Annotated in this window: 16 protein-coding genes; 9 read left to right on the forward strand and 7 right to left on the reverse strand. The window is 71.7% G+C overall.

Going from position 1 to position 18,002, the window contains the following annotated elements:
- Positions 1 to 45: 45 nt before the first annotated feature.
- Complete coding sequence (locus tag WME90_RS24810) at positions 46 to 939, forward strand: hypothetical protein (protein WP_437274458.1); 894 nt, start codon at positions 46 to 48, stop codon at positions 937 to 939.
- A gap of 106 nt (positions 940 to 1,045) precedes the next feature.
- Here the strand turns inward: WME90_RS24810 and WME90_RS24815 are convergent, their stop codons facing one another.
- A complete protein-coding gene (locus tag WME90_RS24815) occupies positions 1,046 to 2,503 on the reverse strand; it encodes a thioredoxin family protein (RefSeq protein WP_437274459.1) in 1,458 nt (485 codons plus the stop codon).
- A gap of 153 nt (positions 2,504 to 2,656) precedes the next feature.
- Here WME90_RS24815 and WME90_RS24820 point away from each other — a divergent pair, with 153 nt between their 5' ends.
- The 4 genes from WME90_RS24820 to WME90_RS24835 all read left to right on the forward strand — a co-directional run bounded on the left by WME90_RS24820 (position 2,657) and on the right by WME90_RS24835 (position 7,365).
- A complete protein-coding gene (locus WME90_RS24820; protein WP_437274460.1) occupies positions 2,657 to 3,322 on the forward strand; it encodes a hypothetical protein in 666 nt (221 codons plus the stop codon).
- A gap of 172 nt (positions 3,323 to 3,494) precedes the next feature.
- A complete protein-coding gene (locus WME90_RS24825) occupies positions 3,495 to 4,238 on the forward strand; it encodes a hypothetical protein (RefSeq protein WP_437274461.1) in 744 nt (247 codons plus the stop codon).
- A 187-nt stretch (positions 4,239 to 4,425) separates the two neighbouring features.
- Positions 4,426 to 6,471: an OPT family oligopeptide transporter gene (locus WME90_RS24830; RefSeq protein ID WP_437274462.1), complete on the forward strand. Its 2,046-nt coding sequence runs from the start codon at positions 4,426 to 4,428 to the stop codon at positions 6,469 to 6,471.
- A 657-nt stretch (positions 6,472 to 7,128) separates the two neighbouring features.
- Positions 7,129 to 7,365 carry a hypothetical protein gene (locus WME90_RS24835; protein WP_437274463.1) on the forward strand — a complete coding sequence of 79 codons (237 nt, stop codon included), beginning with the start codon at positions 7,129 to 7,131 and terminating at the stop codon, positions 7,363 to 7,365.
- Positions 7,366 to 7,390: 25 nt separating this feature from the next.
- Here WME90_RS24835 and WME90_RS24840 read toward each other — a convergent pair whose 3' ends face one another.
- Positions 7,391 to 8,128 (reverse strand): cysteine hydrolase family protein, encoded by a 738-nt coding sequence (locus WME90_RS24840; protein ID WP_437274464.1) that lies wholly within the window; start codon positions 8,126 to 8,128, stop codon positions 7,391 to 7,393.
- Between the two features lie 116 nt (positions 8,129 to 8,244).
- On the opposite strand from WME90_RS24840, the gene WME90_RS24845 reads away from it, so the two are divergent.
- The gene (locus tag WME90_RS24845; RefSeq protein WP_437274465.1) at positions 8,245 to 9,168 is read left to right on the forward strand and encodes a LysR substrate-binding domain-containing protein; all 924 of its coding nucleotides are present in this window, start codon (positions 8,245 to 8,247) and stop codon (positions 9,166 to 9,168) included.
- Between the two features lie 87 nt (positions 9,169 to 9,255).
- Here the strand turns inward: WME90_RS24845 and WME90_RS24850 are convergent, their stop codons facing one another.
- A complete protein-coding gene (locus WME90_RS24850) occupies positions 9,256 to 10,458 on the reverse strand; it encodes a PAS domain S-box protein (protein ID WP_437274466.1) in 1,203 nt (400 codons plus the stop codon).
- Positions 10,459 to 11,086: 628 nt separating this feature from the next.
- Here WME90_RS24850 and WME90_RS24855 point away from each other — a divergent pair.
- The 3 genes from WME90_RS24855 to WME90_RS24865 all read left to right on the forward strand — a co-directional run bounded on the left by WME90_RS24855 (position 11,087) and on the right by WME90_RS24865 (position 13,788).
- Complete coding sequence (locus tag WME90_RS24855; RefSeq protein ID WP_437274467.1) at positions 11,087 to 11,956, forward strand: ABC transporter ATP-binding protein; 870 nt, start codon at positions 11,087 to 11,089, stop codon at positions 11,954 to 11,956.
- Positions 11,949 to 12,782, forward strand: coding sequence for an ABC transporter permease (locus WME90_RS24860; protein WP_437274468.1), 834 nt, complete (start codon positions 11,949 to 11,951; stop codon positions 12,780 to 12,782). The genes WME90_RS24855 and WME90_RS24860 overlap by 8 nt, the downstream gene beginning before the upstream one ends.
- A 76-nt stretch (positions 12,783 to 12,858) precedes the next feature.
- Positions 12,859 to 13,788 (forward strand): aldo/keto reductase, encoded by a 930-nt coding sequence (locus tag WME90_RS24865; RefSeq protein ID WP_437274469.1) that lies wholly within the window; start codon positions 12,859 to 12,861, stop codon positions 13,786 to 13,788.
- Positions 13,789 to 13,820: 32 nt separating this feature from the next.
- Here WME90_RS24865 and WME90_RS24870 read toward each other — a convergent pair whose 3' ends face one another.
- From WME90_RS24870 to WME90_RS24885, 4 genes are all read right to left on the reverse strand, one after another.
- Entirely contained in the window at positions 13,821 to 14,765 is a 945-nt protein-coding gene (locus WME90_RS24870; RefSeq protein ID WP_437274470.1) for an alpha/beta fold hydrolase, read from the reverse strand.
- On the reverse strand, positions 14,762 to 15,394 hold the full coding sequence (locus WME90_RS24875) for a TetR/AcrR family transcriptional regulator (protein ID WP_437274471.1): 633 nt from the start codon (positions 15,392 to 15,394) through the stop codon (positions 14,762 to 14,764). The genes WME90_RS24870 and WME90_RS24875 overlap by 4 nt, the downstream gene beginning before the upstream one ends.
- A gap of 299 nt (positions 15,395 to 15,693) precedes the next feature.
- Positions 15,694 to 17,013, reverse strand: a complete 1,320-nt coding sequence (locus tag WME90_RS24880) for a hypothetical protein (protein ID WP_437274472.1) — start codon at positions 17,011 to 17,013, stop codon at positions 15,694 to 15,696.
- Entirely contained in the window at positions 16,952 to 17,998 is a 1,047-nt protein-coding gene (locus tag WME90_RS24885) for a matrixin family metalloprotease (protein ID WP_437274473.1), read from the reverse strand. The genes WME90_RS24880 and WME90_RS24885 overlap by 62 nt, the downstream gene beginning before the upstream one ends.
- Between the last annotated feature and the right edge of the window lie 4 nt (positions 17,999 to 18,002).

Genomic DNA, 18,002 nt, shown 5'->3' on the forward strand with positions numbered 1-18,002 from the left:
GCAGGGGCTCTCTTGGCGGGCGGCCGAGCGTGGCATACTGCGCACATGAGCCACGCACGCCTATCGTCACTTCTCTTCGGGCTTTTTCTCGCCGCCTGCGGCGGCACGGTCGAGATCCCGTCGAGCAGCGGCGGCGCCGATGACTTTCGCAACCTCTGCGGCGGCACGGTCGATATGCCGCCCGGCAGCGACAGCACCGGCAGCGACAGCACCGGCAGCGGCGGCACCGGCAGCGCTGGCGACACCGGCGACAGCGGCAGCTCCGGCGGTGCTGGCGGCTCCGCCAGCTCGACCTCGAGCGGCGGGACACCTCTCGCCTGCGGAGGGCGAAGCGGCGGCATCTGCAGCGCAGAGGAGTTCTGCGACTTCCCCGACGACTCGTGCGGAACGTTCGACACCGAAGGCCGGTGTTTGCCCCTGCCCGGGGGCTGCCCAAAGGACTGCCCGGGCGTCTGCGGGTGCGATCACCAGTTCTATTGCAATGCGTGCGCTGCGCAGCAGGCCGGCGTGGATGTCTTGGAGGGCACCTCGTGTGGCAAGCCCGAGGTCGGCACCTACACCGCGACCTTCTGGCCCGGCGGGCTCGATCACCTCACCCTCTACAAGGGCGAGCCGGAGGCGGACCGGTGCGTGATCCTCTACGCCGACGCGCCTGTCGAGCCAGGGCCGGGCCTCGAGATCGTCACCCGCCCGGAGAGCTGGAACGTGTCGCGCATCGTGATGAGCAAGGGGGCGGCCGACTGCGCGCCGAGCACCACGAGGCCTGCTGGAGAAAGCGTGCTCGCGACGGGCGCCACCGGGGTCCTGACGATGGATCTCTCGTCGGGAACTGCCGTGCCGTGCACCGTCGACGTCGACATCACCGTCACGTTCCCGGAGGAGCCCGCGACCGCCCAGCTCCGCGCGACCGGCGTGGTTGTCGACGAGGGGTGCCGGTAGCCGCAGGGGCCCACGAGGCGCAACGCGATGAGCGCGGTCCACGTCGAGGTCTGGACGTCGGATCGGCCGCCGCCCGGGCGCGCGGCGCGGGCGTCGGACGCCGCCTTCAGCGCTTCTTCACACCGCCGCCGCGCTGGGCCTTCTCTGCCTCGGCGAGCCGCCGCCGCGCGTCGTCCAGCGCCGCCTGGCTCGCTTGGCCCTTCGGGAGCGCCTCGTAGCCGGCCACCTCCTCGCGCAGCGTCGCGATCTGCTCCGCGCTTCGGCCGAGCCGCTGCTGGATCTCGGCGCGGAGCTTCAGGTACCGCAGCCGGCGCGGGCCATAGGCGCGGCCGATGGCGCGCTCCACCGCGGCGAGCGCGTCCGCCTCGCGGCCCATCGCGTGGAGCACCTGCGCGAGCCGCGCGGGCGGCTCGTACGACGCGGGCATCTGCGCCTCGCGCTGCGAGAGCATCGCGACCGCCTCCTCGCCGCGGCCGAGCGCGACGTACGCTATGGCGCGCCCGTAGTCGTACGCCGCGGCCGCCTCGGGCGTCTTCGCCTCCTTCGCGGCCCGCTCCAGCACGGCGAGCTTCGACTCGCTCGCGGCGCGGGCCCCGGCCGCGTCGCCGAGCGCCTCGAGCCCCTCGGCGAGCAGGCCCCACGCGTCGGCCCTGTCGTCCGCGCTCGCGTCCGCGGGCGGGCTCGCGACGATCGACCGCAGCCGCGCGACCGCCGCCTCGCGCGCGGCCCGCTGGGCCTTGCCGTCGGGGAGCGCGGCCGCGCAGGAGAGCAGGACGCTCGCGAAATCGGCGGGCAGCGCCGCGCCCTTCACCTCGCCGACGTGCGCGCTGCCGAGCTCCACGCACGCCGCGGCGTCCTTCTTGCGGTAGAGCGCCGACAGGAGGCCGAGCAGCGCCTCGCTGCGCCGCGGCCAGGCCTCTCCGCCCCGCGCCAGGGCGCGCCGGTAGGCGGACGCCGCCGCGGCGTGGTCACCGGCGCTGTGGGCCCGCTTCGCCTCGACCAGCAGGCGGTTCGGATCGTCCGCGGGCAGCGCCGACGCGGCCTGGGAGTCCATCGCGAGCAGCGCCTCGCGGATCAGCTCGCGCAGCTCCTCGACCGAGGCGGCGCCGCGCCAGAGCCCGATCACCTCGCCGCCCGCCGGATCGAGGAGGAAGAACGTCGGCCACACCGTCACCTCGTGCCGCTCCAGGAACGGCGCGCTCTCGGGTCGATCCGTGTCGACGTCCGCGAACACCACCCGATCGGCGAACGGGCGCAGCGACGGATCGGTCAGCACGTAGTGCTTCATGCTCAGGCACGTGTGGCACCACGGCGCCCACGCGTCGACGAACAGCGCCTTGCCCTCGGCCCGGGCCTTCTCGCGCGCCCGAGGCACGTCGTCGTGGATGAACTCGAGCGGCGGCCGCGCGGCCGACGGCTCTGCCCCGACGGCGGGCGAGGGCGCGGCGGCTGGCGGCGACGGCGCGGCGGCCGGGGGCGCCGGCGCGCGAGGCGGCGGCTCGACGGCGCAGGCGGCGAGGGCGGCGGCGGAGACGAGGGCGGAGAGCAGGGCCGGGGCACGCACGGCGAGCCATGGTAGCCGAATTGCGGTGGGCTCGCCCTCGCTGCGACAGGCGAGCGCGGGCATCCGGGCCGGATGGCGGCGTCGCTGGCTGGCTCCTCGGCGCGTCGACAAGGCGCTCCCCGAGAGCCGCAAAGCTGGTACAGTCCCGCCGCAGTGAACGATTACGCGGGTCGGTGCGGCAGCTGCGCAGCATTCACCCGGGCGCACGACGATCCAGCGCGCGGCCGCGTCGGCGAGTGTGCCCTCGAGGTGTACCCGCCGCCGATCAAGGCGACCGCGACGTGCGCCCGCTACCGCGCCAAGGGCGCGCCCCCGCCGCCCCCGCCGCCCAGGGCGGCGGGCCAGCCGCGCGGCTCCGGCGTCAGGCCGCGGGCGCCCGAGCGCGCCCCGTCGCCGGAGCGCCAGCCGAGCGCGGCGCCGCAGCCCCTCCGTTCGCCGCTGCCAAGGGAGATCGACATCGACATGGATATCGACGAGTTCCGCCGTGTGCTGCGCGAGGTGCTGTCCGAGGAGCTCGGCGTCGGCCGCGCGGAGATGGGCGGCCGCTGGGAAGGCGGGGAGATCGTGCTCCGGCCCGGGAAGGAGGGCACGGCCGAGAAGCGCATCCCGCTCGACGTGTTCTTCCACAAGATCGTGATGCTCCGCGACAAGCTGCGCGTGCTGGAGCAGAAGATCAACGCGCACGAGGGGCTGAGCGACGCGGAGAAGGTCCAGCTCCAGGCCTACATCACGGGCTGTTACGGGACGCTCACCACGTTCAACGTCCTCTTCGCGCGCCGGGAGGACGGATTCGCGGGGAGCGGCCGAGACAGCGACTGAGAGCGCCAAGAGACCAGGGAGCAGAGGGGGAAGCCCGGATGGCCCTTCCCCTCTCCCTCTCCTCTTGGCGCTCTTGGCGCCTCCGCGGCTCGAAATTCCGCTCACATCCGGCGGTTTCAGCCCGTTTGTCGCTCTAGCCTGCTGAGCCAGGGCGCGGCGCTATACTTGTCCCGTGTTCCGTTCCGATCGAGACGCCCTCGCCGACAAGCTCGACGACGTGGAAGCCGAGAACGAGCGCCTGCGCCAACAGAACGAGGCCATGCGCCACGCTCTGCTGGCGCAGCGCATCGGGCGATCCGCCGCCTCCAACGCGTATCGCGGCGGCGTGGCCGGGCTGGGCACCGGCGAGCGGGTCGCGCTCGCGCGGCACCAGCTCGAGGCGTTTCCGGTGTGGGCCACGGCGCTATTGCACGTCGTGACGTTCGGAATCGCGTCGTTCATCCGCTTCAACGCGATGCACGCCCGGCTGCCCCAGGCCGAGCGCGATGATCCCTCCGTGGGAAAGGCCATCGCCCTGCACTTCGCCCCGTACTTCAACTACTACTGGATCTTCTGGAACGGCCTCCGGCTCTGTGATCGCGTGAACCTGCAGTGCCGCCTGCGGGGCATGCCCGACGGCGTGCCGCGCGGCCTGGTCATCGCGGCGTGCGTGGCGAGCGTCATCCCGTACATACAGCTCCTGGCCGGCCCGATCGTCTGGCTGTTCGTCGCCATCGCCATGCAGCGCACGGTGAACCGGATCGTCGAGCTCGACGCGCGGACCACGAGCGAGCGCGTGGATCCGGTCCGCGTGGACGCCGGCGTGTTCGGCGCGCGGTTCCCCGCGGTTCAGGCGCTCCCGCAGCCGGACGACATCGCCGTCCAGGCGGAGGCGGAGGCCGCGGCGGCGTTCGCCGAGCAGCGGCAGCGCCGCTAGAGCGCCAGAGAGCCTCGTGACACGGGGCCGGCAATTCCGTCACACCATCGCTCGCCGGGCATCGACGGCGAGCGCGCGGGCGATGCAGTGAACGGGAAATCGGCGAAATCTACGCCTCTGGCGCTCGCCGAAGGGGCGCACGGCGCGTCGCCCACCATGGTACAAGGTGCGAGGAGGTCGCCGCGCGATGGCCATCAAACAGCTCACGCCAGAGCAGGTCCACACCATGTCGCTCGAAGAGAAGGACACATGGTGGCTGAAGAACGTCTACCGCGGCAACATGCCCCAGCTGACGTGGCGCTCGGCGATCACGGGTATGCTCCTCGGGGCGTTCCTGTCGCTCACGAACCTGTACATCGGCGCGCGCACCGGCTGGTCGCTCGGGGTCGGGATCACGAGCGTGATCCTGGCCTTCGGGCTCTTCAAGGTGCTCTCCAGGTTCGGCCTCGGCAGCGACATGACCGTGCTCGAGAACAACGCGATGCAGTCCATCGCGACGTCGGCCGGGTACATGAACGCGCCGCTCTTCACGAGCCTCGCGGCCTACTCGATGGTCACGACGACGATCATCCCCATGGGCCAGGCGATGATCTGGATGTTCGTCCTCGCCATCCTCGGCGTGCTCTTCGCCTTCCCGATGAAGAAGCGCTTCATCAATGACGAGCAGCTGCCCTTCCCCGAGGGGATGGCCGCAGGCGTCGTCATGGACGCGCTCCACGAGAGCGACGAGAAGGAAGGCCTCTTCAAGGCGAAGCTCCTCCTCGGCGGCGGCCTCCTGAGCGCCGCGCTCGAGCTCCTCCGCGACGACAAGGTGATGCGCGCGCTCTTCGCGCTAAGGAACATCCCTCATTATTACGACGAGCTGCTCTATGGCGGGCGCTTCGCCGATCTGCTCAAGCGCTGGGGCCTGTCGCCGGCCATCCGCGGCACCCCCCTGAACGAGCTCACGATCCGCTTCGAGACGAGCATCATCTTCGTCGCCACGGGCGGCCTGATGGGCATCCGGACCGGCGTGTCGCTCCTCCTCGGCGGGATCCTCAACTACTGGATCCTCGCCCCGATCCTGATCGAGCGCGGGATCATCCTGCCGAAGAACGGGCACTTCGGGTTCGGGGCGATCACCCTCTGGGCGCTGTGGGGCGGCGTCGCGTGCATGACGACCTCCTCTCTCTACGCCTTCTTCTCCAAGCCCAAGGTGATACTCGACGCGTTCAAGGGCCTCGCCAAGAAGGGCGGGGCGACCGACGTGCTCGCGGACATCGAGCTTCCGGTGAAGCTGTCGATCATCGGCATACCCGTCGTCGGCGTGGTGGTCGTGGTGCTCGGGCAGCTCTGGTTCGGGATCTCCTGGTGGCTCGGGGCGCTCGCGATCCCGCTCGTCTTCATCTTCTCGCTCATCGCCGTCAACTCGACGGGCATCACGGCGATCACCCCGACCGGGGCGCTCGGCAAGCTGACGCAGCTCACGTACGGCGTCCTCGCGCCGAAGAACATCACGACGAACCTGATGACGGCCGGGGTCACCGCCGAGGTGGCGAGCAACACGGCGAACCTGCTGATGGATATCAAGCCGGGCTACATGCTCGGCGGCAAGCCGCGCCACCAGGCGATGGGGCACGTGCTCGGGACGGTCGCGGGGCTCGTGCTCTCGGTGCCCGTCTGGTACCTCGTGCTCATCCAGGGAGACATCGGCCGCTACGGCACGGAGAGGCTGCCGGTCCCGAGCGCGCTCACCTGGAAGGCCGTCGCCGAGGTGCTGATGAAGGGGCTCGACTTCCTCCACCCGACGGCCAAGTCCGCGGTCGTGGTCGGGGCGATCGTCGGGATCCTTGTCGAGGTCACGAGGCAGGTCACGAAGAACCGATTCCCCCTCTCCGCGGTCGCCCTGGGGCTCGCGTTCATCCTCAACTTCACCGATATCTGGTCGATGTTCCTCGGCTCGTTCCTCTTCTGGCTGCTCGAGCGGCGCGCCGCGCTCTGGAGCAAGAAGCGCGAGCAGGAGGCGCGGCTCAGCGAGACGGCGCCCGGCGGGCGCACCGACGCGCCGCCCGCGCGGCCCTGGTACGCGCTCGCCGCGGAGAACACCGAGGCCATCTGCGCGGGCGTCATCGCCGGAGGCTCGCTGATGGGCATCGGCCTCAGCGTGCTCGGCGTGCTTGTGCTGCCCGACGTGCTGGAAGCCGAGAGCCTCACCAAGGCGCTCAGGCAGATCCTTAACGTCCTCCCGAAGTGAAGCGCTGACGGCCGACCGGCGGGCCCATCCGGTTCGCTCGCGGCCGCACGCCGGGCCCGATCCGACGCACGGGCGCGCTCGGGACGGCACCTCGCCGCGCGAGCGCCCGTTGAGAGAAGGTGCGTTGGAGGCGCGCTGGCGGCTCGCCGCGCCGGCCCCTGCCATGCAGCCGCGCCTCAGTGTGACAGGAATGCGCGCCGTGGAAGCCCGCGGCGGGCGCGTACGAGGGCCGCGCGAGCGCAGCACGTCGCGCTGTCGAGGCGCTCCGCTCGGGAGCGCTCGTGGCGCGGTTCATGCAGCCTTGTTTGCGCCGCGTCAACACGAGCTCAGCCAAGGACGCGCAAGGAAAGAACCGTCCATGCCGGTGAATGCGCCCCCGTCCCGAGGAACGCCCAGCCCTCCGCCCGCCGGCGATCCCGGACGAGGACCGCCGGTGCGGGATCCTGCGCCGAGCGAGCCCCCGCGGCGCGATCCCGATCCGGGCGAGCCGGCGCGTCGGGATCCCCCGCCCCCTCCGCCGGCGCCCGGAGAGCGCTCTCCGGAGATCGAAGACCCGCCGGCGCCAGGGCAACCGCCGAAGGAGCCCGGCGTGATCGCGAGGGCCGGCCGCGCGCGGGGCGCGGCGCAACGTCATCCCCTAACCGTCGAGAGGTTTCCATGAACACGTGTGATTGCTGCGGCAACACCTACGACAAGGCCTTTCAAATCATGGTGGGCGGCACGAGCTACACCTTCGATTGCTTCGAGTGCGCGATTCACAAGCTCGCGCCCGTGTGCGCCCATTGCGCCTGCCGGATCGTGGGGCACGGCATCGAGGCCGAGGGGGCGTTCTACTGCTGCGCACACTGTAGCAAGCAAGAGGGCGTGGAGGGCGCGATCGATCGGGTGGCGTGAGCCGCCGCCCACGGGTCGCCAGGGCTCACCTCTCGGCGTCGTGGAGCGGAAGCGCAACGACGGCCTCCGTCGGCAGCACGTCGGCGAAGCGATCGGCCAGCGCAGCGAGCGAGACCTCGTGCACGGTCCGGTGGTCGAGCAGGAGCGCGCCCCGTGCGCCCTCGACGGCCGGTAGATCGCGGCTCGCCGACGCGTCGCTCGGGAGCACGACACGGTAGCCGAGCACGAGCCCGTCCCGCACCGTCGAGTCGACCGCGAGGTGGGTCATGAGGCCGCTCACGATGATCGTGTCCACGCCGCGGCGGCGGAGCTGATCGTCGAGATCGGTCCTCGTGAAGCCGCCGGCCATCGATTTCGTGACCACGAGCTCTCCGTCGAGCGGCCGCGCCCCGGGCGCGAAGTCCGCGCGCGGGCTGTCCGCGGCGAAGAGCCGGGCGCCCTTCGCTCCGACGTTCCGCACGTGCGCCACCGTGATCCCGCTCTCCCGGGCCCAGCGGAGGAGCCGAGTCGCGTTCTCCAGCGCCGCGCGCGCGCCCGGCAGCTTGAGCCCGCCCGAGAAGAACTCTTCCTGGAAATCGACGAGCACGAGCGCCGTGCGCGCCCGGTGGAGCCGATCGACCTGCCCGAGGCCGTACAGCCTCCGCAGCGTGGTCGGCCCGCCCGCTGCCGCGGGCAACGCCGCGAGCCGGTCCGCGGTCAGGGCAGAGACCAAGATAAAGAGCAGCAGCGCGATACCCCTGCGCCCGCGAGCCTGCGTGAGCATGGATCCCTCCTTCACGGCGAGGCGATCGCCTCGCGCTCCAGAAAGCTAGATCTGGAGCAGGCGCGTGATAATCCTGGTCGGCCGACGAGGATTGCGTCGCGGAAGGAACGAATCGAATGGATCCGCTGGGCGGTCACCTGGACGAGATGAGGGCGTTCCTCGAGGTCGCGCGGCGGCAGAGCTTCTCGGCGGCGGCGAGGGCGCTCGGGCTCACGTCGTCATCGGTCAGCAAGCAGGTCGCGCGGCTGGAGGAGCGCCTCGGCGCGCAGCTCCTCCGGCGCACCACGCGCCGCGTGAGCCTCACGGAAGCCGGGCACCTGTACGCCGAGCGCGCAGGCCGGATCCTCTCGGACATCGAGGAGGCGCGGCGCGCGGTCGCGGATCTCGACGGCACGCCGCGCGGCACGCTGCGCATCTCGGCGCCCACGGTCCTCGGCACGATCCGCGTCGCGCCCGCCGTGCTGGCGTGTCGCGCGAAGTACCCGGAGCTCCGGATCGATCTCGATCTGACCGATCGCATCGTCGATCTGGTGGCCGAGCGCGTCGACGTGGCGGTGCGCCTCGCCGCCGAGATCTCCCCTGCCTCGCTGGTCGCGCGGCGGCTCGCCGACGACCTGCGCGTGCTCTGCGCGAGCCCGCGGTACCTGCGGCGCCACGGGACGCCGCGCCGCCTCGAGGACCTGGCCGATCACGACTGCATCACGCTCAACCTGGAGCCTGTCGCCCGGTGGACGCTCGTGGGCCCCGAGGGGGAGCGCGTCATCCCGGTGAGCGGCACGTTCCGCACCAGCGACACGGTGACGCTGCGCGACGCCGCGGTCGCCGGCCTCGGCCTGGCGAACCTCCCCGACTACGTCGTTCACGATCAGCTCGAGAGCGGCGCGCTGCGGCGCGTGCTGCCGGAGTACGGCGCCTCGAAGCGCGCCAGCTTCGCGGTCTACGCGGCGCCCGCGCGAGCCGCGGTCCGCGTCGTCGTCGATGCCCTGGCGACGGCGATGGGGCCGGCGGGGACGGCGAAGCCGACGGCGCGCAAGCCGTGATCCAGCGAGGCGATCGCGCGAGAGCCGACAGGGGGCCGCTCTCTAGCGGCCCTCACGCGGCCCCGGCGCGCGCCGCGGGGCGGCACGCTAACGCGGAGCCTGCGTCGCGCCGGCCGCGCGCTCCTTGCTCATCTGACGGATACAGTACTGGAGCGCCGCCCGGAGGTTCCCGAGGGTGGTGATGTTGGCCAGATCGAGCCCGAGGCTGACGATCGTCTGGGCGACGTTCGACCGGATGCCCGTGACGATGCCCTCGGCGCCGAGCAGCCGGATCGCGCCGACGAGATCGAGGAGGTAGCTCGCGGTCTTCGTGTCGACCAATTCGACGCCGGTGAGGTCGAGGATGGCGAAGCGCGCGCCCGTGCGGACGATCGCCTCGAGCAGGGTATCCATCACCTCCGCCGTCCTGGCGCTGTCGAGCACGCCGATCATCGGCAGGGTCAGCACGCCTTCCCACACCTGGATGATGGGAGTCGACAGGTCGCGGATGACCCGCTGTTGCCGCTCGATGAGCTCCAGCCTGGCCCGTAGCTCCTGCTCCGTGTTCTTCGGCTTGCTGATATCGAGGGTGAAGCCGACGACCGAGGCCACCTCGCCCCGCTCGTCGCGCATGGGGATCTCCCAGTTTTCCCAGAAGACTCCGTGCGTCAACGACTCCGAATGGCTCCCTTCGCCCGCGAGCGCCCGCCGCAGCACCTCGCACCCGTGCGGGTTGCTCGCGTAGAGGTCGAACACGTTCTTGCCGATGTGGGAGCCCTGCTGGAGCCCGATGCCCTCGAGCGCCTTGCCCTCGTGGCACGTGAAGATCCCCTCGCGGTCGATGGCCCAGACGATGATCGGGAGCGACTGCGTGATGGCCTGCAGGATCACCTCTCTCTGATGGTGACGGCGGGTCTGCTCGATGCGCTCCGTGACGTCGTGCCCGAACACGCCGACGCCGACGACCGCTCCGTGCTCGTCGAGGATGCGGTCGTGGTGCCACTCGACGCTCACCACGCCGCCGTCCTTCCGGAGGTGGCTCCACACCCGCGAGGACGCCCCGTCCGCCGCGAGGAGCCCGCGCCACGCGTCGGGGTCGCCCGACGCCGGCAACAGCTCGTCCACACGCCGGCCGAGCGCCTCCTCCCGCGCGCGACCGAGCAGGCGCTCGGCCGCGCCGTTCCAGTCCTCGATCGTGAGATCCTTGCCGTACTGGACGATCGCGAGCGGCGCGCGGTCGACGAGCTGCGCGCGCTTGCCCGCGAATTTTTCGGCCTCGACTTCTCCCCACGAAGAGGTGGCAACGGTCATGGGTGGAAATCTACCCTGGGCGTTTCCCGCTGGTCGAAATAATTGCGTTTCGTCCTCGTTGAAATCTCCACGGACCGCCATGGCCCACTCGGACGGATCCACTGCTGCTGTAGCAGCACCCGCGGAGCAAGCGCCTGCTGCTCCAGCAGCAGACCGCCATCTGCTATAGCGGATTTGCGTCTAAGAAGCCGGCGCACACTTGGTACGCCGCGTGCTCAGCGCCTCCGGAACGGTCGAGGATGCGCTCCACGACCGCGCCTGAATGGGCCCGTCGCGGTGCGACGGTGCGCGCCGGATTGCGGGATTTTCGGTCGTCTTATGCTGGATGGGCTCGATCTTGGGAACGCGTTCGGACCTCTTCGTCCCACCTCCGACGGCCGCCCCTTCCCCTCCGAGAACGAGGACGCATCGGCGCTGAAGCACTGGCGGAGCACGGGTGTGGCCGGCAAGGGGGGCTCATCGCCGAGTGCGAGTTCCATGTGTGGATCGACTGGCTGGTGAGGGACGGCGAGCTCGCGCACGGACAGGTGCAGCGGAGCAAGCTGTACACGAACGAGTTCAACCCGTTTTGGAAGGGCGGTCCTTGAAGGGGCCCCACCCTCGTCGAGGTTCGGGAGCAGGAGGAGCGATGAGCAACAAGATCCAGTTCCACAACGTGAGCAAGACATTCGCCGTGAAGGGGCCGGCGGGGGCCAAGGAGGGGGCGCGGTTCACGGCCATCGAGGACCTCTGCCTCGACGTGAGGGCCGGCGAGCTGATGGTCCTCGTCGGGCCGAGCGGGTGCGGCAAGTCGACGCTCATCGATCTGCTCGGCGGCCTGTCGAAGCCGTGCAGCGGCAAGCTCCTGCTCGACGGCGAGCCGATCACGGGCCCGGCCCTCGATCGAGGGATCGTGTTCCAGCAATACGCGCTGTTCCCGTGGAGGACGGCGCGCGAGAACGTCGAGTTCGGGCTCGAGGCCAAGGGCATCCCGGAGAGCCGGCGCAAGGAGATCGCGCAGAGCTACCTGGATCTCGTCAGCCTCTCGGGCTTCGAGGACCGGTATCCGCACGAGCTGTCGGGCGGGATGAAGCAGCGTGTGGCCATCGCGAGGAGCCTCGCCTACGACCCGGAGGTGCTGATGATGGACGAGCCGTTCGCGGCGCTGGACGCGCAGACGCGCGAGTCGCTGCAGGCCGAGTTGCTCCGGATCTGGGAGAAGTCGCGCAAGACGATCCTGTTCATCACGCACAGCATCGACGAGGCGGTGTTCCTCGGGCAGCGGGTCGCGATCATGACGTCCCGGCCCGGCCGCGTGAAGCGGATCATCGATATTCCGGAGGAGATCCGGGGCTACGAGGACGCGCGGTCGACTCCGGAGTTCGGCAGGCTGCGGCACGAGATCTGGACGCTGCTGAGAGAAGAGGTGCTGAAGGCCGAGGAGCAGGAGCGGAGCAAGCGGCAGAAGCGCGCGGCGGAGAGCCGCCCCGTGGCGGGCGTGGTGGCGGTCAATGGCTAGCCTGGAGCAATCGATCCCGCTGCAAGGAGAGGCGCAGCAAGGGCACCTCGCGGGCGAGGCGGCGCGGTGGCTCGGCCGCGCCGTCGCGCGCTCCGGGATCCTGCTCGCGGTCGCCGCCCTGTGGGAGACGGCGCCGCGGGTGGGCCTCGTGGAGGGGGCGTTCCTGCCGCCGCTCTCCGAGGTGCTGGCGACCGGGTGGCAGCTCCTCCAGAACGGGCAGCTGCTGAGCCACATCAAGGCGAGCCTGTCGCGCTCGCTCATCGGCTTCACGCTGGCGATCTCGGTGGGCGTGCCGCTCGGGCTCGCGATCGGGTGGTACAAGGGCGTTGCGGACGCGCTCAACCCGCTGCTCGAGGTGCTGCGCAACACCGCGGCGCTCGCGCTCCTGCCCGTGTTCCTGCTGCTGCTCGGGATCGGGGAGGCGTCGAAGGTCGCGCTCGTCATCTACTCGTGCACCTGGCCGATCCTGCTCAACACGATCAGCGGGGTGCGCGGGGTCGATCCGCTGCTCATCAAGTCGGCGCGCACGATGGGGCTGTCGCCGCTCCAGCTGTTCCGCAAGGTCATCCTGCCGGCCGCGGTCCCGACGATCTTCGTGGGCATCCGCCTGGCGGGCGCGTACTCGCTGCTCGTCCTCGTCGCGGCGGAGATGATCGGCGCCAAGGCGGGGCTCGGATACCTGATCATCTACGCGCAATACAACTTCCAGATACCGAGCATGTATGTCGGCATCTTGACGATCACGGCGCTCGGGCTGACGTTCAATCACCTGCTCATGCGCGTCGAGCGGCGCTTCACGTCGTGGAAGGTCGCCCCGAAGGAGTGAGCTCACGCGCCGCGCACGGGCGCGCGTCGCGACGGGGCGCCATGAAGCTCACCGGGAATCGAGAGAGAGGACGATCGTGAATCGAGTCATTCTGGGTCGAACCGGCCTCGCGGTCAGCGTGCTCGGCCTGGGCGCGGGCGGAGACAGCCGGCTCGGGTCCGGGCGCATCGCCGAGGCGGAGTCGCTGCGGCTCGTCCGTGCGGCCATCGAGCGCGGCGTGAGCTTCATCGACACGGCGGAGGCGTACGGGACCGAGGGGCTCATCGGCAAGGCGCTCCGCGAGGTGCCGCGCGATCGGGTGGTGCTCTCGACGAAGAAGACGACGCGCCTGGAGGCGCCGCTCCGGCCGGAGGACGTTGTGTCGTCGCTGCACGCGAGCCTCGAGCGGCTCGGCACGGATCACGTCGACGTCTACCATCTGCACGGGGTGCTGCCGCACCAGTACGCCGATCTGCGCGAGCGGATCGTCCCCGTGCTGCTGCGCCTGCGCGAGCAGGGCAAGATCCGGTTCCTCGGCATCACGGAGGCGTTCGCCGTGGATCCGACGCACGCGATGCTCGAGCAGGCGCTCCGCGACGATCTCTGGGACGTCGTGATGGTCGGGTTCAACCTCCTGAACCAGTCGGCGCGGGAGCGGGTGTTCCCGCTGACGCGCGCGAAGGACATCGGGACGCTGATCATGTTCGCGGTGCGGCGCGCGCTGAGCCGGCCCGAGCGGCTCCGGGAGCTGCTCGCCGACCTGGCGGCGAGGGGCAAGGTGTCGCCCGAGCTCGGCGGCGACGGGCTGGACCGGCTCCTGGAAGGGGAGGCCGTCGCGTCGCTCCCGGACGCGGCGTACCGCTTCTGCAGGGACGAGCCCGGGGCGCACGTGATCCTGTCGGGGACGAGCAGCGTGGCGCACCTCCTGGAGAACGTGCGTTCGATCGAGGCGCCCCCGCTGTCGGCGCGGGCACGCGAGCGCCTCATCGAGGCGTTCGGGCAGGTCGACGACGTGTCGGGGCACTGAGGGGCGCTCGCCGGGGGGAGCGCGGCGGAGGATCAGGCGACCGGCGTGACGAGCCCGGGCGACGTGCGGGGCGGCGCGACGTCGGCGATGTCACGCGCGGCGTCGCCCCCGAGGAAGCGCGAGATCCGGTCGCAGAGGCGCGCGCGGAAGGCGTCGTCGGTGGGGGGCGAGTGGCGGCACCCCTCGAGCAGCTCGGTCTCGGCGCGCGGGAGGAGCTCCTTCGCGCGGGCGAGCAGCTTCGCGCCGGGGAAGCTCACGTCGTCGTCGGCGCCGAACACGAGCGCGGGGCGCGTGAACCCGGCGAGGGACGCGGGCGTGGCGAGCGGCGGCGGCCGGAAATCGAGCCGGTAGCTTCGCACGGCGTCGCCGAAGTACGCGCACCACATGTCGTCGTGCGTGGAGAACAGCCCGGAGACGAGGCGCGCGAGGCGCTCTTCCGAGGGGAAGGCGCGGTAGAGGGCCATCGGGATCGCGATGCGCGTGAGGCCTTGCCACGCCGAGCCCGACACCAGGGCCGCCGGCACGATGAGGACGAGCCTGTCGATGCGGGCGGGCGCGACCTGGGCCATGCGCAGGGCCGCGAAGCCTCCCCAGCTCACGCCGAGGAGGTGGGTGCGCGCGAGGCCGAGCGCGTCGAGGACGTCGGTGAGCCACTCGGCGTAGGCAGGCCCGTCGATCGGCAGGCGGACGTCGGCGCTCTTGACGGACTGGCCGATGACGTCGACGACGTGGACGCGGTAACGCGTGAGGAGCGGGGCCAGCTCGGGCAGGAGGTGCGCGGAGCTGGCGAGCGCGCCGTGCAGGCAGACGAGCGGCGGGGCGCTCTCGGGGCCGGCGACGAGGACGTGCGTGGCGCCGAAGCGGGTCGAGACCTCGCGCGATCGGGTCGGGACCGGGAGCTTGTCGTGGAACCTGTCGAACCACGCCGCGATGCGCGCGCGCGCCTCTGGACTGCGGAACATGATGGATGACGTCATCGAGCCCTCCTGACGTTGGCTGCGGGGCGGAGGCCGCAGAGGTGCTGAGCGACGAGCCGATCGAGCAGGGCGATGGGCGACGGGTGCGCGCCCTGGGCCCACGCGATCAGCGCGAAGTAGTAGAAGGAGAAGAAGGCGACGCCGAAGAGCGCGGGGTCGGCGTCGTCGGCGACCTCTCCCTGCGCGCGGGCGGCGTTGAAGAGCTCGACGACGCGGCCGTGCACGGCGGCGACCTGCTCGGTGAAGCGCGCCTGCCAGGGCGGGTCGGCGAACAGCGCGTCGCGGAGGAGCGTCTTCGAGAGCGCGGGCCGGCGGGCGTAGTACGCGAAGAAGGCAGCGCCGAGCCGGTGGAGCCGCTGCTCGAGGGAGCCGGGCTCCTCGTCGCAGATGGCCTCGGCCGCGGTGGCGGCGAGGTCGTCGAACAGGGCGGCGTGGAGCAGGTCGCGCTTGTCGGCGAAGTGGAGGAGGACGGTGCCGGCGGCGACGCCCGCGTCCGCGGCGATGGCGCGGACGTTGGCAGCCTCGAAGCCGTGGCGCTCGAAGTGGTCGCGCGCCGCCTCGAGGATCCGGGCGCGCGTCGCGTCTTTCTGGGCGTCGCGCCGGCCGGGCTTCTGAGTGAACGCGTTCACTGAACGTGTTCATCGCATGAGAAGAAGCGGTGCACAAGGGGAATTGAGGAGCCCGGAGGGCATCCAGGAGCCCGGAGGGCATCCGACCCAGGTTGAGGTTGAGTGAGAACGATGAGGGCGTCCGGCCCGGAGGGCATCCGACCCAGGTTGAGGACGCGAGGGCGTCCAACCCGGGTTGAGGGAGGGCATCAGGGCATCCGACCCAGGTTGAGGGCGAGCCGAGCCGACGTTCGAGAGGCGCCACACCGGGACGCCCCTTTTCGTTTCGCCCCCCCGCGGGCGGCGATCGCCAGGAAGGTTCAGCCCGCCGCGGGAGCCTGCTGCGCCTGGGCCCTGGCTCGGAGGCGCTGCTTGGCGGACGGGCCGCCAGCGTGGCGCACCGAGGCAACCGCGCGATCCATCGCGTCCCGCCAGTAGCGCGCGACGTCCTCCCGCTCGGCGAGCAGGGCGTCGATGGGCCCATGGTCGGTCTCGATCTCGACCGCGAACCGGTCGCCGCGGGGGTGCACGCGGATGCCGCGGACCTCCCCGGCGGAGATGGCGGCCCCGAGCCGACCCTCCGGGCGCAGGTCGATGGCGCCGGTGCGGCTCACCCAGGGGGCGACGACGAAGCGGCCCGGGCCGAACGACACGATCGGGGCGGAGCGCGCCGCATAACGGGACGAGAACCTGGCGACGCCAAGGAACGCATAACCCGCGAGCGAGAGCAGCGCGGCGGCGCTGCCGACGCCGACGGCGATGCCGCTGTCGCCCGCTGAGACGCTCCGCATGACCTGGATCCAGAGCACGAGCGCGGCGATCAGCAGCGCGGCGCCGATGAGCGCGTTGCGGGCCGCGGAGCCGCGCGGGCCGTGGCTGGCGTGGTCCCGCAAGACGAGGAGGTCCCCCTCGCTCCGGATCGCGAACCGCGACAGCGCGGCAGCCGGCAGCGCTGACGGAAGCGCCGGCTCAAGCTCCGGGAGGGGCCGCGGCGCGATGGCGTCGGGCGGCTCCGTCCCCCGCGCCGTCTCCAGCGGGACGCGCAGCGCGGCCGCGAGCGGCGCTGCCACCGCCTCGACGAGGGCCTCCGCCGGCGCAGCCTCGAGATCCTGCGCCTCGGCGACGAGCAGGCGCCGCACCGCCGTGGCGCGTGCGGACGCGGGCGCGGCGAGCACGAGCCAGGCGGCAACGTAGGTCCGCTCGCGCGCGCACGTGGGGGCGCCGCAGCACGGGCGCCGCGCCGACATCACCTCGACGCCCACCGCCTCGCGCAGCTCGGCCGTCCCCTCCCCGCCCCTCCCCGCACCGGCCCCCGCGGCGCCCATCTCGGTTCGCGCTTGCCGGGAGCCCGCAAGCCTCAGCGGCGCGAGCCGGAGGGCGCTCGCTCCGCGCTCGATCCGGAGCCATAGGGGGTCGCGCGGCGCCGGACCGAAGCCCGTGCTCACGTCCCCCGGCGGCGCGCCGAGCTCGGGCGCCACGCGGAGGAGCACCGGCACGCCGCCGCCCTCCGCCGAGAGGGCGCGCGCCGCCCCGACAGGATCGCCGAGCGGATCGAGGGCGGGAACGGAGCTGTCGGCCTCAAGGGAGCGGAGGGCACGCGCGACCTCCGCGTCGAAACCTGCGGTGCTCGGCTCGGGCATGGCGGCACGTTTGCCCCGGTTGCGCTGGGTTGTAAAGCGCGCCCGTCCACGCGACAACACAGGGGGCGCCCTCTCCTGCCCCGCCCGATTCCTGCTGCTCCCGCGGGGGCTGGCGCTGCCGCCGGCGCCGGCACGCCAGCAGCGCGCCGAGCGCCGTCATCGGCAGGGCGCCGGAAGCCCCCGGAGGCAGGCCAGCGCCCGAACAGGAGCAGCCAGCGTCGCCCTCGGCCTCCTCCACGCCGCCGCTCTTCGGCCCGTCCTCGCCCCCCGACCCGGCGCCCCCCGATCCGCCCGAGGCCGCCGTCGAGCCCGCGCCGGAGCCGCCGCCCGAGCTCGCGACGGTCGTCCCGCCGATCGGGTAGAGGGCGCAAACCCCTTCGATGTCATCGTCCTCGAGCGTGCGCGCCGACGTGCCGCCCGGGTAGAACCCCAGCATCGTCGCGCCGCGCACGTTCGTGTGGCCCAGGCCAAGGAAATGCCCTTCTTCGTGCGTGGCGATCGATCGCACATCGACGCAATCCCCCTCGCCCGTGTCGTTCCAGCAAAAGCCGACGTTGTTGAAGATCATGTCGGCCTCGCCGATGACGCCGTAGGGATCCCAGACCGGCATCGTGACGGCGATGACCGAGTCGGCTTGCCCGAGTTCGCCAGGCCAGCTGTCGCTGATCCAGAGGAACACGCTCTTGCCGTCGTCGAAGTCGTAACCGTCGCCCGTGTCGCCGAGGCGCTCGACCTCCCACGCCGTGCATCCGGGGCTCGACCAGGCCGCGAAGCCAGCCTCGATGCTGGCGGCGGCGAAGCTGGAGAGCGGCCCAGGGATCGTCCCCCCGTTGATGTGATAGCGGACCGGCAGCTCGCGCCAGCGGGGGACGACCTCCAGATCGAGCGGCTCCCACGCGGCGGCCTCGCGGGCCACCGCGAGCAGCGCCAGCGCGGCAGCGAGCGGGGCGATCAGGGCGAGCGCAGCCCCAAGGCCTCTCCTCATCCCC

The organism is Sorangium sp. So ce375, from assembly GCF_051473855.1.
Taxonomy (GTDB): domain Bacteria; phylum Myxococcota_A; class Polyangia; order Polyangiales; family Polyangiaceae; genus Sorangium.

What these genes read in the sequence shown, in the direction of transcription:
- WME90_RS24810 (WP_437274458.1), top strand. Translation starts at nt 46, where the DNA reads ATGAGCCACGCACGCCTATCGTCACTTCTCTTCGGGCTTTTTCTCGCC.
- WME90_RS24830 (WP_437274462.1), top strand. Translation starts at nt 4,426, where the DNA reads ATGGCCATCAAACAGCTCACGCCAGAGCAGGTCCACACCATGTCGCTC.
- WME90_RS24835 (WP_437274463.1), top strand. Translation starts at nt 7,129, where the DNA reads ATGAACACGTGTGATTGCTGCGGCAACACCTACGACAAGGCCTTTCAA.
- WME90_RS24840 (WP_437274464.1), bottom strand. Translation starts at nt 8,128, where the DNA reads ATGCTCACGCAGGCTCGCGGGCGCAGGGGTATCGCGCTGCTGCTCTTT.
- WME90_RS24845 (WP_437274465.1), top strand. Translation starts at nt 8,245, where the DNA reads ATGGATCCGCTGGGCGGTCACCTGGACGAGATGAGGGCGTTCCTCGAG.
- WME90_RS24850 (WP_437274466.1), bottom strand. Translation starts at nt 10,458, where the DNA reads ATGACCGTTGCCACCTCTTCGTGGGGAGAAGTCGAGGCCGAAAAATTC.
- WME90_RS24855 (WP_437274467.1), top strand. Translation starts at nt 11,087, where the DNA reads ATGAGCAACAAGATCCAGTTCCACAACGTGAGCAAGACATTCGCCGTG.
- WME90_RS24860 (WP_437274468.1), top strand. Translation starts at nt 11,949, where the DNA reads ATGGCTAGCCTGGAGCAATCGATCCCGCTGCAAGGAGAGGCGCAGCAA.
- WME90_RS24870 (WP_437274470.1), bottom strand. Translation starts at nt 14,765, where the DNA reads ATGACGTCATCCATCATGTTCCGCAGTCCAGAGGCGCGCGCGCGCATC.
- WME90_RS24880 (WP_437274472.1), bottom strand. Translation starts at nt 17,013, where the DNA reads ATGCCCGAGCCGAGCACCGCAGGTTTCGACGCGGAGGTCGCGCGTGCC.
- WME90_RS24885 (WP_437274473.1), bottom strand. Translation starts at nt 17,998, where the DNA reads ATGAGGAGAGGCCTTGGGGCTGCGCTCGCCCTGATCGCCCCGCTCGCT.